14 protein-coding genes are annotated in these 16457 nt (G+C 71.0%); 7 read left to right on the plus strand and 7 right to left on the minus strand.

Annotated elements, in window-relative coordinates; genetic code table 11:
* Nucleotides 1-186 precede the first annotated feature (186 nt).
* From RWS82_RS08675 to RWS82_RS08690, 4 genes are all read right to left on the minus strand, one after another.
* Nucleotides 187-693, minus strand: coding sequence for a PKD domain-containing protein (locus RWS82_RS08675; protein WP_314648927.1), 507 nt, complete (start codon nt 691-693; stop codon nt 187-189).
* A 287-nt stretch (nt 694-980) separates the two neighbouring features.
* On the minus strand, nt 981-1505 hold the full coding sequence (locus RWS82_RS08680) for a hypothetical protein (protein WP_314648928.1): 525 nt from the start codon (nt 1503-1505) through the stop codon (nt 981-983).
* A 184-nt stretch (nt 1506-1689) separates the two neighbouring features.
* Nucleotides 1690-2808: a HAMP domain-containing sensor histidine kinase gene (locus RWS82_RS08685; RefSeq protein WP_314648930.1), complete on the minus strand. Its 1119-nt coding sequence runs from the start codon at nt 2806-2808 to the stop codon at nt 1690-1692.
* Nucleotides 2792-3550, minus strand: a complete 759-nt coding sequence (locus tag RWS82_RS08690; protein WP_314648932.1) for a response regulator transcription factor — start codon at nt 3548-3550, stop codon at nt 2792-2794. The genes RWS82_RS08685 and RWS82_RS08690 overlap by 17 nt, the downstream gene beginning before the upstream one ends.
* Nucleotides 3551-3637: 87 nt before the next feature.
* On the opposite strand from RWS82_RS08690, the gene RWS82_RS08695 reads away from it, so the two are divergent.
* The 3 genes from RWS82_RS08695 to RWS82_RS08705 are packed head-to-tail and all read left to right on the plus strand — an operon-like array spanning nt 3638 to nt 6428.
* Nucleotides 3638-4312, plus strand: coding sequence for a M15 family metallopeptidase (locus RWS82_RS08695; RefSeq protein WP_314648936.1), 675 nt, complete (start codon nt 3638-3640; stop codon nt 4310-4312).
* Entirely contained in the window at nt 4309-5475 is a 1167-nt protein-coding gene (alr, locus tag RWS82_RS08700; protein WP_314648938.1) for an alanine racemase, read from the plus strand. Before RWS82_RS08695 ends, alr begins: the two co-directional genes overlap by 4 nt.
* A complete protein-coding gene (locus RWS82_RS08705) occupies nt 5472-6428 on the plus strand; it encodes a D-alanine--D-alanine ligase (protein WP_314648941.1) in 957 nt (318 codons plus the stop codon). Before alr ends, RWS82_RS08705 begins: the two co-directional genes overlap by 4 nt.
* Nucleotides 6429-6431: 3 nt before the next feature.
* Here RWS82_RS08705 and RWS82_RS08710 read toward each other — a convergent pair whose 3' ends face one another.
* The 3 genes from RWS82_RS08710 to RWS82_RS08720 form a co-directional block, all read right to left on the minus strand.
* On the minus strand, nt 6432-8930 hold the full coding sequence (locus tag RWS82_RS08710; protein ID WP_314648942.1) for a DUF3516 domain-containing protein: 2499 nt from the start codon (nt 8928-8930) through the stop codon (nt 6432-6434).
* Between the two features lie 59 nt (nt 8931-8989).
* Entirely contained in the window at nt 8990-9703 is a 714-nt protein-coding gene (gene deoD, locus RWS82_RS08715; RefSeq protein ID WP_314648945.1) for a purine-nucleoside phosphorylase, read from the minus strand.
* Nucleotides 9704-9915: 212 nt separating this feature from the next.
* A complete protein-coding gene (locus RWS82_RS08720; RefSeq protein ID WP_314649509.1) occupies nt 9916-10950 on the minus strand; it encodes an FUSC family protein in 1035 nt (344 codons plus the stop codon).
* A 350-nt stretch (nt 10951-11300) separates the two neighbouring features.
* On the opposite strand from RWS82_RS08720, the gene RWS82_RS08725 reads away from it, so the two are divergent.
* The 4 genes from RWS82_RS08725 (at nt 11301) to RWS82_RS08740 (ending at nt 16301) form a co-directional block, all read left to right on the plus strand.
* Nucleotides 11301-12356: a DUF998 domain-containing protein gene (locus tag RWS82_RS08725; protein WP_314648950.1), complete on the plus strand. Its 1056-nt coding sequence runs from the start codon at nt 11301-11303 to the stop codon at nt 12354-12356.
* A gap of 103 nt (nt 12357-12459) precedes the next feature.
* Nucleotides 12460-12915: an SRPBCC family protein gene (locus tag RWS82_RS08730; protein WP_314648952.1), complete on the plus strand. Its 456-nt coding sequence runs from the start codon at nt 12460-12462 to the stop codon at nt 12913-12915.
* A 171-nt stretch (nt 12916-13086) separates the two neighbouring features.
* Nucleotides 13087-13317: a hypothetical protein gene (locus RWS82_RS08735; RefSeq protein WP_314648954.1), complete on the plus strand. Its 231-nt coding sequence runs from the start codon at nt 13087-13089 to the stop codon at nt 13315-13317.
* An 89-nt stretch (nt 13318-13406) separates the two neighbouring features.
* Entirely contained in the window at nt 13407-16301 is a 2895-nt protein-coding gene (locus RWS82_RS08740; RefSeq protein ID WP_314648956.1) for an AAA family ATPase, read from the plus strand.
* Nucleotides 16302-16457 lie beyond the last annotated feature (156 nt).

The raw sequence follows: 16457 nt of genomic DNA on the forward strand, positions 1-16457 counted from the left end.
GGGGGGCGCGCGGGGCCGCGGCGTGTGGTTATGAGCGGCTCCGGAGGACGTGACGACCGCAGCAGCCGCTCCGGTCGCAATTTCTGTCGCTTGCGCGTCGCCGAGGCGACAGAAAACGCGACGGGAGCGGGGAGTGGTGGGGGCTGTGGGTCGCAGGGGCGGCGGGGGGCGGGGAATCGGCGGGGATCAGCAGCCGGGAGCGTCGGGGTCTTCGATGCAGGTGTGGTGGACGAGGCCGGTGTGGGCCTCGAAGATGCGGATCGTCTGGGGAGGGCTGGCGACGGGGAGGGTGCCGTCGAGAGGGATCCATCCGGCGCCGAGATCGACATCGGCCGTGTAGTGGACGGTGACGGTCGCGGTGTACTCCCCGCGGCGCTCGTAGACGTGGCTGGTGTCGGTCGGGGTGAAGGCCGCCTGACCGAGCGCCGACCACGTCGCACCGCCGGTGGTTCGGGTGGCGGCGGTGCCGTCGCCGTAGTCGAAGGTGTAGGCCGACGGGGTGAAGCGAACAGTGACGGGCGCGCCGAGAATCGTGCCCTCCCGGGTGTGGGCGGATGCCGTCGCGACGAAGTTCGCCGGACGCCCGGCGACACCGAGGCTCGAAGGCTCGGCCAGAGTGGTCGGGGGTGCGGGGGCGAAGCTCGCGACGTCGGAGATGGTGACCTCCGGAGCGCCGGATGCCGGGGAGGGCACGGCGTCGATGCGAATGAGGCCCTTACGGCAGTCCTCGCGGATCACGTTCGTGCAGATCGGGCGGGTGTCTTCGGGAGCGGCGGAACCCGACGGACGCGAGCTGCCACCGGGGTTCGAAGGGCCGCCCGGCGACCGGGGGCCCTTCTGATCGCCGGTGATGGTGACCGAAGATCCATCGTTCGAGCCGCACAAACTGACCTTTGCGCGAGCCTCAGTGCAGTTCTCCATCGGAACGCTGGGGCCACCGGACAACAACGAGAGGAGCAGGACTCCCGCCACCGCGCGACTCAGCATGACAGCTCCTCGCTGGTCTCAGATGACGAGATGAGGAAAGCCTTCCCATGCGGGACGAACGACACCGTCAACGAAACCGAATCTGCCCGCTCAGGCGGTGTGATGTCGTCCCCGTTTTGGTCGAGGACGGCGACGGACGAAAGGTCGAGGCACACGCGAGCGTCGAGGTCGTAGGAACCACCTGACGGCGACGCGTTCACTGCTTCGAAACCGGTGAGCACGCTGGCTCCTTCGAGAACGAGTGAGTTCTCTTCGAGGTAGCGCAGCGTCTCGAGCTCGCTCTCGAGTGCAGTACCCGTGAGGAACTTAGTGGTGTCGTCGCCTCTGCTGCCTGCCTCGTTGTATTCCCGGTACACCTCCTCCGCGGCGGCGAAGGCCTCTTCTTCTGATGCGAAAAGCGGAGTCGGTGTGGGTTTCGGCGCTGGTGAGGCGGAGCATCCGCCTGTCGCTGCGAGCGTTGTGAGCGTGATGAGCGCGACGGAGGCGAGCACAGTGCGGCGAGGGGATGGCGGGATCACGGGCACACGGTAGCTCGAATCCGAGCGCATCCGCCGGAGTTATCCACAGGGCCAGGCCGCCTCCGGCCATCCCGCCGACGGCCCCTTGTGAGTTGCCGGCACCGCGGGCATCTGCAGGCGATCTCGGCGCGTGCGCGCCTGCAAATGGCCGCGGTGCCTGCAGTTCACCCGGGCAGGCCGTTGGTCAGGCGCGGGGGAGCCACACCGTGACGATCAGTCCGCCGTCGGGACGCGCGGTGAGGATGAGCGAGCCGTCGTGGGCCTGGGTGATCCGCTCGGCGATGGCGAGACCGAGGCCCGCTCCGGCATGGTCGTCGGAGCGCGTGCGCTCGGCGCCGCGGTGGAACGGCTCGACCAGGCTGTCGAGGCGCTCGGGAGCCACCGACGGCCCCGTGTTCTCCACGACCAGTGCGACCGCATCGTGCAGCTCGTGCACCCGCACCGCCACTCGTCCGCCGGCAGGGAGGTTGTGCACGATCGCGTTGTGCACGAGGTTCGCGACGAGCTGCTGCAGCAGCGCGCCCGATCCGAGCACGACACCCGCGGCCGACGCCTGGTCCCCTCCGGGCCCGACCACCGTCTCGCCGACTTCGACCGCGACGCCTCGGCGGTCGGCGAGCGGCAGGAGCGTCTCGACGGCGTCTTCCGCGATGAGTGACACGTCGACCGTCTCCCGCGTGAAGGAGCGGCGTTCGGCGCGGCTCAACAGCAACAGCGCCTCGGTCAACTCGATCGCCCGCGCGTTCACCTCGTACAGCCGTGCGATCAGCGCGTCGGCGTCGCGGTCGGGGTCGTTCCGTGCCACTTCGAGCAGCGTTTGCGAGATCGCGAGCGGCGTGCGCAGCTCGTGCGAGGCGTTCGCGGCGAACCGTCGTTGCTCGTCGACGTGGGCCTCGAGCTGCGCGAGCATCCCGTCGAACACGTCGGCGAGGTCGCGGAACTCGTCGCGCGCACCGGGCAGCGCCACCCGGTGCGACAAGGACCCTCGGGCAGCGAGCTGCGCGGCGGCACCGATGCGCGACAGCGGCGAGAGCATCCGTCCAGCGAGCAGCCACCCGCCGACCAGTCCGACGACGAGCAGGCCGATCATGGCCCAGGTCGCGACGGGGGCGAAGGCACGCAGCAGGTCGCGACGGTTCGGCACGCGCACATCGGCGACGATCTGCACGTCGGGCACGTAGCGCAGCAGGAACAGACCGACCACGGTCAGAAGCACCGCTCCGGTGCCCGCGACCACTGCGGCGTAGCTGAGCGCGAGCTTGAGGCGCGCGCTCAGGCCTCGGCGCCTATCCACCGAGCGCATCCGCCCCAGCCGCGACTCCCGCGCCACTCCGCGCATCCGCCCCAGCACCCGCCCCGGGTGCCGCCCGCCCGTCAGCAGGCCCCCCGACGTCGATCCGATACCCGACCCCGGGCACGGTCGCGATCACCCACGGCTCGCCCAGCCGCTTGCGCAGCGACGACACGGTGATGCGCACGGCGTTCGTGAAGGGGTCGGCGTTCTCGTCCCAGGCGCGTTCGAGGAGCTCCTCGGCGCTCACCACCCCGCCCTCGGCGTCGACGAGCACTTCGAGCACCGCGAACTGCTTGCGCGTCAGGGCGATGTAGTGCCCGTCGCGGTAGACCTCCCGCCGGAACGGGTCGAGACGCAGCCCCGCGACCTCGAGAACGGGCGGACGCACGCGCTCGCGACGACGGGCCAGCGCGCGCAGCCGCAGCACGAGTTCTCGCAGCTCGAACGGCTTGGTGAGGTAGTCGTCGGCACCGAGTTCGAACCCCGACGCCTTGTCGTCGAGCCGGTCGGCGGCGGTGAGCATGATGATCGGGATGCCGCTGCCCGACGCGACGATCGCTCGGGCGATGTCGTCGCCCGACGGACCGGGGATGTCACGGTCGAGCACCGCGATGTCGTACTCGTTGATGTCGAGCATCTCGAGTGCGACGTGGCCGTCGCCGGCGATGTCGGCCGCGATCGCTTCGAGCCGGAGCCCGTCGCGTACGGCCTCGGCGAGATAGGGCTCGTCCTCGACGATCAGTACACGCATGGCAGCGATCCTACGCAGGGCCGTATATCGCGAACGTATGCGAAACCGCATACGCCGTGGCAACAGCGCCCCGGCTGGAGTGGAGGCATGAACAGCACCACCTCCCCCCACCGCCGTGCCTCACGCCTCGTCTGGTTGCTGAGCGCCCTGCTCGTCGCCTTGCTCGGCGCGTTCGCGGTGCAGCAGTCGCTCGCCGCCGCCGACTCCCTGTTCTCGCCGCACTCGGCGAGTGGCGGATCCTCTCCGGGCACGAACGCGCCCCACGCCCCCGTGCCGAACGGCTCGCCGGCCGGTGGCTCGACGGTCGCGCCGAGCGAGGCCGACGGCGTGATCCGCGACGGCGACCAGCCCACGGTCTTCGACACCGATCGGGTGGCGGTGGGCAATCTCGACCCGGCGCTGCTCGATGCGCTGCAGCGCGCGGCATCCGACGCCGATGTGCCATTCCTCGTGAACAGCGGGTGGCGCTCGGCGGCCCTCCAGCAGCACATGCTCGACGAGGCCGTCGTCAGCTACGGGTCGGCCGAAGAGGCGGCGCGCTGGGTCGCCACCCCCGAGACATCGCTGCACGTGTCGGGCGACGCGGTCGACCTCGGCGGGCTTCCCACGCTCGACTGGCTGGTGCGGCACGGAGCCGACTACGGCCTCTGCCAGATCTACGGCAACGAGTCGTGGCACTACGAGCTGCGGCCCGAGGCGGTCGACGACGGGTGCCCCGAGATGTACACCGATCCCACCGAAGACCCGAGGATGCGACGATGACCGCCGTGCTCGACAGGTCGACGCGCGCGCTGTCGCGCCTCGCCCCGCCCACCCTCACCACGCTGCCGCACGCGGTCGCGGCGAACGTCGCCGAGGTGCGTCGACGTACCGCCGCCACGGTGATGGCCGTCGTCAAGGCCGACGGGTACGGCCTCGGCGCCGTACCGGTCGCCCGCGCGGCGGTCGACGCGGGAGCGGGCTGGCTGGGGCTGACCGACATCGCCGACGCCGCCGCGCTGCGCGATGCCGGCCTGCGCGTGCCGATGCTCGCCTGGCTGCATCCGGCGGGCATCGATGTGCGGGCGGCGCGCCGGTCCGCGGTCGACGTGGCGGTGGGGTCGGTCGACGAACTCCGTCGGCTCATCGCCGACGTGGAGGCCGACGTGGAGGCCGACGTGGAGGCCGACGACGTCGACGGTGCTCCGGTGCGCGTGCACCTCAACCTCGACACGGGCATGGCGCGCGGCGGATGCCCGATCGACGAGTGGAGCGCCCTGCTGCGCGTCGCCCGCGGTGCGCGGGACACGGTCGAGGTCCGCGGGATCATGGGGCACCTTCCGCGAGCGGAGGAGGGAACGCCGGAGGCGAATGCCGCAGCGGTGCAGCGTCTGCGACGAGGGCGGGACGCCGCTCTGCGGGACGGCCTCGGGCCGGTGATCGTGCACCTCGCGGCGACCGCGGGGACCCTCGCCGACCCCGCCACGCACTTCGACCTGGTGCGGATCGGCGCAGGCCTCGTCGGCATCGACCCGTCGGAGACCGTCGCCCTCGCCGGCGCCGCCCGACTCACCGCCGCCGTCGTCCACACGGCGCGGGTCCGCGCGGGCACCCCCGTCGGCTACGGGGGAGGGCACGTCATGGAGCGGACGACGCACCTCAGCGTGCTCGGCCTGGGGTACGCCGACGGCATCCCCCGAGAACTCTCGCCCGCGGCATCCGTCGAGATCGGGGGCAGACGGCATCCGATCGTCGGTCGCGTGTCGATGGACCAGATCGTCGTCGACACCGGCGACGAGGTCGTGCCGCGCGGAACCATCGCGACGGTGTTCGGACCGGATGGCGGCGGGGTGCCGTCGGTGCAGGAATGGGCGCGGTGGGCGGGCACCATCCCGCACACCATCCTCACCGGCATCGGTCCGCGCGTGCGGAGGAGCGTCGCATGACCACGAAGGTTCTGGTGATCGGGGGCGGTCAGAACGTCGAGCACGAGGTCTCGCTCGCCTCGGCCGCGGCGGTCGCCGCCGCCCTGCGCATGAGCGACCACGTCGTGACGTGCGTGACCATCGACCGCGACGGCATCTGGCGGACCGACGGCGGGCCCTCGGCCGCGACGCCCGCCGAGTCGATCGCGCGAGCCCTGCCGCTGCTGGCCGATGCCGACGTGGTCTTCCCCGCGGTGCACGGCGCGCTGGGCGAGGACGGCGCGCTCGCGGCCCTCTGCGCTCTCGCCGGCGTGCGGGTCGTCGGATCGGGCCTGCGCGCCGGCGCGATCGGCATGGACAAGTGGGCGACCAAGCTCGTGGCGGATGCCGTGGGCCTGCGCACCGCGAAGGGTCGGGTGGTCGCGGCGGACGAGATCGGCGACGTCGAGTTCGACAGCCCGGTGGTCGTCAAGCCGGTGTCGTCGGGGTCGAGTCACGGTGTCGCCCTCGTGCGCACGGAGGCGGATCTGCTCCCCGCTCTGCGCGCTGCCGCGCGGCTCGATCAGCGCATCCTCGTAGAGGAAGTCGTGCGGGGTCGGGAGATCGACGTGGCGGTGCTGCGCGAGAGCGGGGGGATCCGGTGGGCGGCCCCGCCGCTCGAGATCCACACGGCGGGGCCTTTCGACACGGCGACCAAATACGACGGCACGGCGCGCTTCACAGTGCCCGCCGCGCTGTCGTCCGATGAGCAGGCGGGCCTTCGGCGTTCAGCTCTGGCGATGTTCGACGCCCTCGGATGCGCCGGACTCGCCCGCATGGACTTCTTCCTCACCGCGGACGGGCCGGTGCTGAACGAGGTGAACACGATGCCCGGGTTGACCGCGGCCTCGCAGGCTCCGCGGATGTTCGCGGCGGCCGGAGTGTCGTACCCCGACCTCATCGCCCGGATGGTGCGCGGGGCGGGACGGGGGTGACGGTCACAGCCGGTCGACCGCCGTGACCTCGACGACGGCGGTGCCCGCCTCATCGGATGCCGCGAGGTCGACGGTCGCCGAGATGCCCCAGTCGTGGTCGCCTGCGGGGTCGTCGAGGATCTGCCGCACGGTCCACGCGTCGGCGCCCTCGGTGATCATCAGCAGCGCCGAGCTGCGGGCGTCGGGCCCCGTGAGGATCTCGTCGTGGTCGGCGAAGTAGCCGTCGAGCGCGGTGTTCCAGGCATCCGCCCCGAACGCCGGGTCCAGGTCGGCGAGGGTCTCCACGTCTTCGCGTGCGGCCAGCGCCACACGGCGGAACATCTCGTTGCGCACGAGGATGCGGAACGCGCGCACGTTGCTCGTGAGCCGCTTCGGCGCCGGCGGCACGACGTCGTCGACGCCGTCGACCCGGCCGTTGTCGATGCCGGCGCGCAGCTCCTCCCACTCGTCGAGCAGGCTCGAGTCGACCTGTCGCACGAGTTCGCCGAGCCACTCGATGAGGTCGCGCAGGTCCTCCGACTTCAGGTCTTCGGGGATGGTCTGCGAAGCCGCGCGGTAGGCGTCGGAGAGGTACCGGAGCACCACGCCCTCCGACCGGGCGATCTTGTAGTACGCGACGTATTCCCCGAACGACATGGCTCGCTCGTACATGTCGCGTACCACCGATTTCGGGTGCAGCTCGAAGTCGCGGATCCACGGCTGCGCCGCGCTGAACGTCTCGAACGCGGCACCCAGCAGCTCGTCGAGCGGCTTCGGATACGTGACCTGCTCGAGCAGCTCCATGCGCTCGTCGTACTCGATGCCCTCCGACTTCATCGCGGCGACGGCTTCGCCGCGAGCGAGGAACTCCTGCTGGCTGAGCACCGCCCGCGGGTCGTCGAGCGTCGACTCGACGACCGAGATCATGTCGAGCGCATACGACGGCTGATCCGGGTCGAGCAGCTCGAACGCGGCGAGGGCGAACGGCGACAACGGCTGGTTGAGCGCGAAGTTCGGCTGCAGGTCGACCGTGAGGCGGATGCCGTCGTCGGTCTGCTCGACCACCCCCGATTCGAGCAGCGTGCGGTAGATGCCGATGGCGCGGAGTGCGAGCTCTCGCTGCCGAGGGCGGGGCTCGTGATTGTCGTATACGAGCGAGCGCATATTCGCGAACACGTCGCCGCCGCGGCCGATCACGTTCAGCATCATCGCGCTCGTGATCTGCATGTGCGAGGTGAGCTTCTCGGGCTCGGCGTCGATCAGCTTGCGGAACGACGGCTCGCCCCACGACACGAAGCCGTCCGGGGCCTTCTTGCGGATGATCTTGCGCTTCTTCTTCGGGTCGTCGCCCGCCTTGCGGATCGCGGCCAGGTTCTCGGTCTCGTGCTCCGGCGCCTGGGCGACGACGGTGCCGGCGGTGTCGTAGCCGGCACGGCCCGCCCGCCCCGCGATCTGATGGAACTCGCGGGCGTTCAGCTGGCGCATCCGCGTGCCGTCGAACTTGGTGAGAGCCGTGAGCAGCACGGTGCGGATGGGCACGTTGATGCCCACGCCGAGCGTGTCGGTGCCGCAGATCACCCGCAGCAGACCGCGTTGGGCGAGCTGCTCGACGAGGCGACGGTACTTCGGCAGCATGCCGGCGTGGTGCACACCGATCCCGGCCCGCAGGAACCGGGAGAGCGTCTTGCCGAACGCGGTCGTGAACCGGAAGGCGCCGATGAGATCGGCGATCGCATCGCGCTGCTCCCGCGTGGCCACCTTCGTGCTCGACAGCGCCTGGGCGCGCTCCATCGCGGCCGCCTGCGAGAAGTGCACGACGTAGATCGGCGCCTGGCCGGTGTTGAGCAGGTCGTCGATCGTCTCGTGGATCGGCGTCTGCTCGTAGAAGAAGTGCAGCGGCACCGGGCGCTCGACACCCGTCACGGTCGCGGTGTCGCGGCCGGTGCGACGAGTCAGGTCGGCGGCGAGGTCGGTCACGTCGCCGAGCGTCGCCGACATGAGCACGAACTGCGCCTGCGGCAGCTCGAGCAGCGGCACCTGCCACGCCCACCCGCGGTCGGGGTCGCCGTAGAAGTGGAACTCGTCCATCACGACCTGGCCGACCTCGGCATCCGAACCCTGACGCAGTGACAGGTTCGCCAGGATCTCGGCTGTGCAGCAGATGATCGGCGCGTCGGCGTTCACCGCGGAGTCGCCGGTGACCATGCCCACGTTCTCGGCGCCGAAGACATCGACGAGGGCGAAGAACTTCTCGCTCACCAGCGCCTTGATCGGCGCGGTGTAGTAGCTGCGTCGCCCGGCGAGCAGGGCGGCGAAGTGGGCGCCGACGGCGACCAGCGATTTCCCCGTGCCGGTCGGGGTCGAGAGGATCAGATTGTTGCCCGAGACGATCTCGATCAGGGCCTCGTCCTGCGCCGGATACAGGGTGAGACCGGTGGACTCCGCCCATTCAACGAACGCCGTGTAGACGGCATCCGCATCGGATCCGTCGGGCAGGGTGGTCGGGTCGAGGAGCGATGCCATGGTGCTTCGATCATCCCACCCCGGTGCGGGGTCGCGACGCCGGGAGGCGCCGCAGAGGGTCAGACCGCGGTGGCGGCGCGCAGCGCGATGCGGATCATGTCGCCGAACGTCTGCTCGCGCTCCTGCGCGGTGGTCTCCTCGCCCGTGACGATGTGGTCGCTCACGGTGCAGATGGCGAGGGCGCGGCGGCCGTGGAATGCGGCGAGCGTGTACAGGCCGGCGGCCTCCATCTCGACGCCCAGGATGCCGTGCTGCACGAACGCCTGGGTGAGCTCGGGGCGCGTGCTGTAGAACTGGTCGCTCGAGAACAGCTGCCCGACATGCACGGTCGAGTCGAGCTGCTCGCTCTCGGACGCCTCGACCGCGGCGCGCAGCAGCGCGAAGTCAGCGACCGGGGCGTAGTCGAGGCCGTGGAATCGCACGCGGTTGATGCCCGAATCGGTGCTGGCGGCGTTCGCGATGACGATGTCGCGCACCGTCAGCTTCTCGGTCAGGGCGCCGCACGACCCCACGCGCACGATGGTCTGCACGTCGTAGTCGGCGAAGAGCTCGTGGGCGTAGATCGCCATCGACGGCTGCCCCATGCCCGACCCCTGCACCGAGACGCGGTGGCCGTTCCAGGTGCCGGTGTAGCCCAGCATCCCGCGGGTCTCGCTGTAGAGCTCCGCGCCCTCGAGGAACGTCTCGGCGATCCACTTCGCCCGCAGCGGGTCTCCGGGGAACAGGACGATGGGGGCGATCTGGCCGGGCTCGGCCGCGATGTGCGTGCTCACCATGCCAATGTACCGACACGCGCTTCGCGGAGCCGCGCCCGCGCACGGTCACCGAGACCCCCTGACCATGGCGGCCCATGGCGGTGGCAGCGCCGTGGGCTCGCCGTAACTCAGGACGGCCGCGCGTCGAGAGCACGCCATGAGGCGGCGGAGCCGGTCGGGGCCGGTGCTGTCCTGAGTTGTTGTCGGGTCGGTGGCGGATGCTCGACGGGCTACTCCTCGACGAGCTCACCGCGGATGCGGCGGAGGTCCTCCATGAGCGAGCCGATGAGGATCCAGTGCTGCGACGACGGCGGTCGGATCACGAGGGGCGACGTCAGCGCCGGGATGGCCGACGTCAGCGCGTCGGGTTCGGGCGCGACGTCGGCGATCTGCACCGCGAGGCGCACGTCATGGCCGGCCCTCCGCAGCTGCTCGGCGATGGCGATGACCGCCGGCTCCTCGCCGATCGAATCGTCGTAGTGGTCGGCGTACGCCCGGGTCATGCCGATCACCTGCGTGACGATCGGTGACAGGCGCTCCATCAGGGCCCGCATCTCGCGCAGATCGGAGCGGTGGGTCGACCGGCGCGGGTTGAGGGTCAGCGACTCCTCTCCCGCGGCGATCGCCGCATCGGCGGCATCCTTCATCGGCCGCAGCAGCCGCGCTTCGAGCATCAGCTCCTGCAGCCGGGCCGGCTGCTGTGGCCGGGGCAGGGCATCGGCCAGCCTGTCGAGGCTCGCTGCGAGCTCGGCGCCGAGCAGGCCGAGCTGACGTCGCGCCGGGCCGACGAGCACGGGCGGCACGATGAGGGCGTTCACCACGATGCCGATGACGACGCCGATCAGCGTCTCGACGATGCGGGCCAGCGCGTACTCGGGGCTCGATGAGCCGAGAGCCAGCACGAGCATGGCCGAGATGGCGACCTGATTGCCGGTGCCGGGTGAGGCGCGGAAGACCCAGGCGACGAGCATCGCCACGACGATCGCGAGCAGCACGATCCAGCTCGGGGAACCGAGCAGCAGTCCGAGCCCGACCGCGATGATCACGCCCGCGATCACGCCGATGCTGCGCTCCAGCGCCTTCGACAGCGACTGGTTCACGCTGGGTTGCACGACGAGGAGGGCGGCGATCGCCGCGAACACCGGCAGCTGCGACGGGAACACCCACCCCGCGATGAGCCACGCCGCGATCGTCGCGGCGGCCGACTTCACGACCTGGAGCAGCGGCGAGCGCTGGGCGACGCGGATCGCGGCGGGTATGCGCATCCCTCCACGGTAGCCGGGCGGATGCGCGTGGCCCTGCCCCTTGCGCTCGGCCGCTCCCGTCGGTTCGGAGGCCGGAGGCCGGAGGCCGGGTGCCGGGTGCCGGATGCCGGAGGCCGGATGCCGGATGCCGGATGCCCCGGTCTTGCGCGGCATCTCGCAGATCTGCAGAATCTCGCACGCATCCGCCGCCGGGGGTGCGAGATCGTGCCGATCTGCGGCGCTTCGGCGGCGCTCCGGCGGCGCTTCGGCCGCGCAAGGTTCCGGCCTGGGATGCCGCGGCCACCGTGCGGGCCGGAAATCGACGGAAATCGCGGTACACCGGCGTAACACAGTCGTGATTCGATGTACCCATGGATCAGAGCGACCGTCTCCGCGGTGAGACGGTCGCCGTCTGGGTCACGGTCGCCTGCTTCCTCCTCGGCGCGGTCGCGGCGCTCGCCGTGCTCGGCCCGGACCCCCGTCCGCTCATCGGTTCCGGCGCGCTCGCGCTCCCCGCCGCGACCATCGCCGGAGTGATCGCGGGCGGCGCGTTCGTGGTCAGCACGCTCCGCCACCGCCGGGGCGAGACCCGGCCGATGCCCCGCTGGCAGAAGGTCGTGACGGATGTCTCGGCGATCGCTCTCACGGTCGCCTTCGTCGGGGTCACCGGCCTGGGGGTGCTGCTGGGCATGCAGGTGCTCGCCATCGGACTCCAGGGGCTCGAGCTCACCACCGTCGGCGGCGCTCTCGTCACCGGTTTCGCGGCCGCGGTGGGCGGTCGGTTCGCATTCGCGGCGGGCATCGGCCTGCGCACCGCCGATCTGTCGAGCATCCTGTTCGGGTACCTGGTGATCGGCACGCTGTTCGCCATGGTCACGGCCGCGGACCCGCGCTGGTGGGAGGTCAACTTCTCGCAACTCGGCATGGGTGACGACGCGTGGGCCTTCAACGGCACGCTCATCGTGGCGGGGGTGCTGGTCGGCACCGTCGGCGCGTACATCGGACGCGACCTGCACCGCGTGCTCGGCGATCCCGCGCTGGGGCGCATCGCGATCACGTCCGGGTTGTGGATCGTCACGGGTGTCGGGCTCGCCGGCGTCGGTCTGCTACCCCTGCACCGCTTCCCCGAGGCGCACAACGTGGTGGCGCCGGTCACACTGCTGCTGTTCGCGGCGTCGATGACGATGACCGCGGTGATCGTTCCCGGCGCGCCGCGCGCCCTCACCATCACCACGATCGGGGTCGGCGCGCTCGTGACTGTCGCGTTCGTGCTGTTCGCCGTATTCGGGCTCATCACGATGACCGCGCTCGAGGCGATGGCGGTGGGGCTCGGACTGCTGTGGATGACGACGCTCGTGCGGGTGCTCGCGATCCTCTCGCCCGATGTGCCGCGGGCGTCGCGTCGCGCACATCTCCTGCACGGGTGACGGAGGCGCGAGCATCCGCTTTCCCGCCGTCGGTGTCAACCCCTTCGCACGGATCGAGTCGCCGGGTTCGAATGGGTATCCGATCTACAAGGAGGAGAACACCATGGCGCAGATCATCGAAACCATCGACGTGGACGTCCCCGTCAACACGGCTTACAACCAGTGGACGCAGTTCGAGAGCTTCCCGCAGTTCCTCGACGAGGTCGAGTCGATCACGCAGATCGACGACACCCACAACCGCTGGAAGGTGAAGGTCGGCGGAGTCGAGCGCGAGTTCGACGCCGAGATCACCGAGCAGCACCCCGACGAGCGCGTCGCCTGGAACAGCATCGGCGGAGACACCGAGCACGCCGGCGTCGTCACCTTCCACAAGCTCTCCGACATCGAGACCCGCGTGACGGTGCAGATCGATTGGGAGCCCGAGGGCATGCTCGAGAAGGTCGGCTCCCTGGTGGGTGCCGGATCGCACGCGGTCAAGAAGGACCTCAAGAACTTCAAGGAGTTCATCGAGAGCCGCGGCGCCGAGACCGGTGCCTGGCGCGGCGACGTCGAGGCCTGACCTCTCGGCCCCCGCGGGCCATCCTCAGCTGTTCGAGCCACCCCCTCCCGCCCCGTGCCGGAGGGGGTGGCTCGCGTATAAGGGGGTGCGTGGACGGAAGATAGGGAATCCGTCGGATGCCCGGGCGGGGCCTCAGAGCGTTGGGTAGGGCGTACAGACAGAGGAGATATCATGTACGAGACCCTTCACGCCACTCAGGTCGTCGCCGAGATGGAGCGGGCGCAGCTCGACCGGGTGGTCGAGCGACGGCGGTTCCTGCACGAGCACGCGGATCGGATCGTCCCTGCGACCCCCGGCTTCTGGGGGCGGATGCTGCGGCCCCTGCGCCGCGCCCGCCGCCGGCCGCGCGAGGGCGCGGCGGTGGGGGTGCGGCACTCGCGCGAGCCGGTCGCGGCACGGTGAATCCGGTCGTCGCCCTGCGGTCGTCCGGCACCGCGCGCGGGGCTGTGGAAGGCCCTGCCAACGTCGGCGGCACCTGGCACGATGAGAGCATGGCCCCCTTCGCGTCGAGCACCGCGATGGTCGGGCGCGACGCCGAACTGGCGTTCGTGCACCGGCTGTTCGACGGTGCGTCCGACGGCGCTGCGGTGGGGGTGCTCGTTGACGGTGAAGCCGGCATCGGCAAGTCGCGGTTGCTCCGCGAGTTCGCAGCGGGTGTGACCGGGCGGGCCGATGTGCACGTGGGCTGGTGCCTCGACCTGGGGCCGGCGCGCACGGCGTACGGACCGCTGACCGCGATCCTCCGATCGATCGTCGCGTCGCTGGGCGTCGACCGCGTGCGCGAGGGTGTGGGGATCGGCGTCGAGGCGCTCGCGATGCTGCTGCCCGAACTCGCCGACGAGCCGGTCGATCGTTCGCTCTCGAGCCCCGACCGGCTGCGTGACGCGATCGCCACGCTGGTCGAGACGGCGGCCGAGTCGGCGCCCCAGGTGCTCGTGATCGAAGACCTGCACTGGGCCGACGAGTCGACGCTGGCGCTGCTGTCGTTCCTGCTGCGCACCCTGGCGCGGGGGCGCATCCTGCTGCTGCTGAGCTGCCGGAGCGACGACGTGCGTCGTGGCGATGCGGTGAGCCGCTTCCTCGTCGAGGCCACCCGGGCACGCCTGCTCGAGCGCGTCACCCTCGACCGCCTCGACGTCGGGGCCGTGCGCGAACTCGCCGAGCAGCTCACCGGCGAACCGCTCTCCGACAGCGCGCTCGCTCGCATGCAGACGCGGGCCGAGGGCGTGCCGTTCTTCGTCGAAGAGCTCGCCGACTGCTCGACGGGCCCCCTGCCCGACGGGCTGCGCGACGTGCTGCTCACGCGCTTCGACCGACTCGGCGACGATGCGCGCCACGTCGTGCAGGTCGCCTCGGGCGCCGAGCGCCCGCTCGCGCATCCGCTGCTCGCCGACCTCGCCGCCCTTCCCGAGATGCGCCTCGACGCCGCCCTGCGCGAGGCAGCGCGCAGCGGCATCCTCGTGGTCGAGAACGACCTGTACCGCTTCCGCCATGCGCTGTTGCGCGAGGCCGTGCACGACGATCTGCTCCCGGGCGAGCGGGCGCGACTGCACCGCGCCTACGCCGAGGCGCTGGAGGCGCGACGCGACGGCGTCGAGGAGGTCGACACGGCGTCGCTCGCCCACCACTGGCAGCTCGCGCAAGACGAGAGGCGCGCGCTCATCGCCGCGATCGATGCCATGCGCGATGCGAAGACGCGCTTCGCCTTCGCCACGGCCGCCCGATTCGGGGAGCTGGCGCTCGCACTGTGGCCGCATGTGCCCGACGCCGACGAGGCCGTCGGCATTCCTCACGTCGACCTGTTGCAACTGCTCGGCTCCGTGCTGCGAAACGCGGGAGACGGCGAGAGGGCCCTCGCGGTCGTCGGTGCGGCGCTCGCCGAGATCGAGCCCGACTCCGTTCCCCCGCGGCTGCACGCCCGATTGCTGCGCGACAAGGCGCAGTACCTCGCCAACCTCGGCCGCCCCGGGGCGATCCCCCTCACGGAGCAGGCGCTCGAGATCGTCGATGACGGGGTCGACGACGAGGCGTTGCGTGCCGTCGTGCTCAACCAGCTCGCCAGCCGGTACATGGTGGCCGGTCGCCTGCACGACGCCCTCCGCACCGCCGACGAGGCGCACCGGGCCGCCGAGCGCGCCGGTGATCCCGACCAGCTGTCGATCGCAGCGAATGTGCGCGGTGTCTCCTACTCGCACCTCGGAGACCTCGAGCGGGGCATCGCCGAGTTCGACCGGGCCCGGGAGCTGGCCCGCAGTTCGAACGCCGAGCTGCGCTATCGCGTCAACTACTCCGACGCGCTCACGCTGCTCGGCCGCTACGACGAGGCCATCCGCATCGCCGAGCAGGGTCTCGAGCGCGCCCGCTCGCTGGGCGTGGGGCGCAGTTCGGGGTCGATCATGATGCAGAACATGTCGGTCGCGCTGTTCGAGCGCGGCGAGATCACCCGCGTCGACGAGATGATGTCGCGTGATCACCGGCAGGGGGCGTTGCGGGTCTTCCGCATGTACTCGAGCATGACCAGGGTGCGGGCTCTCGCGTGGCAGGGGCAGTCGGACGAGGCCGCAGACATGCTCCGGGAATGGACGCCGGCGTTCCGTGAAACCGGAGAGACCGAGCGGCAGATCTGGTACGACCGCATCACGATGTCGGTCGCGGTCGCCGAGAGTGCCGGCGACCCTGCGGCGGCGCTCGCCGAAATCGTCGGGATGCTCGACGACCCCGGGCCCGTGCTGCTGCACCAGCGGCGTCTGCTGCTGCAAGCCGGGGCGATCATCGCGGAGCTGCGGGCACGCGGCGACGATACGGGCGCCGTCGCTCGGCGGGTGGCGGCTGTCTGGGCCGCGCAACCACCGCAGCTGCGCGAGGAGAACGACGCGTGGTCGGTCATCCTCCACGCCCTCCTCGACCCGGGTGAAACGTCGCTTCGGCAGGCCACCTCGGCGGCCGACGGCGAGAACGTGCCCGTCACCTTCCGGGTGGTCGTGCGCCTCGAACACGCGCGGCTGCTCGTGCACCTCGGCGACCGTTCCGCGGCCGTCCCGGTGCTCGCCGAGGCGCGACGCATCGCCGAGGCGCTCGGGCACGCACGGCTGTATGAAGCAGTGGCGACGTTCGCCGCGGCAGCGGGCATCCGCGACGCGGCGCCCGCCGCATCCGCTCTGCCACGCCCGGGAGGCGACGTCGTCGCGCTCACTGCGCGCGAGCAGCAGGTGCTCGACCTCGTCGTCGAGGGCCTGAGCAACCGGCAGATCGGAGAGCGGTTGTTCATCAGCGTCAAGACGGTCAGCGTGCACGTGTCGGCGGTGCTGCGCAAGCTGGGCGTCAGCACGCGCACCGAGGCGGCCGCAGCCGCGCGACGGCGCGGTCTCGTCGCCATTGCCGGGTGATCCGACGTTGCCCGTCGCACTGTCAGCCGAACGTGATACCGTGACCTCAGCCCCGCTCTGGGGATCCCGACGTGCAATCTGCATCGAGGGCAGTCCACTCCCGCGTCGATCGACGCCCCAATTCGTGCTCACCGGACGATTCGGTGCAGCGCCTCG

It is taken from the genome of uncultured Microbacterium sp., assembly GCF_963528945.1.
GTDB lineage: Bacteria > Actinomycetota > Actinomycetes > Actinomycetales > Microbacteriaceae > Microbacterium.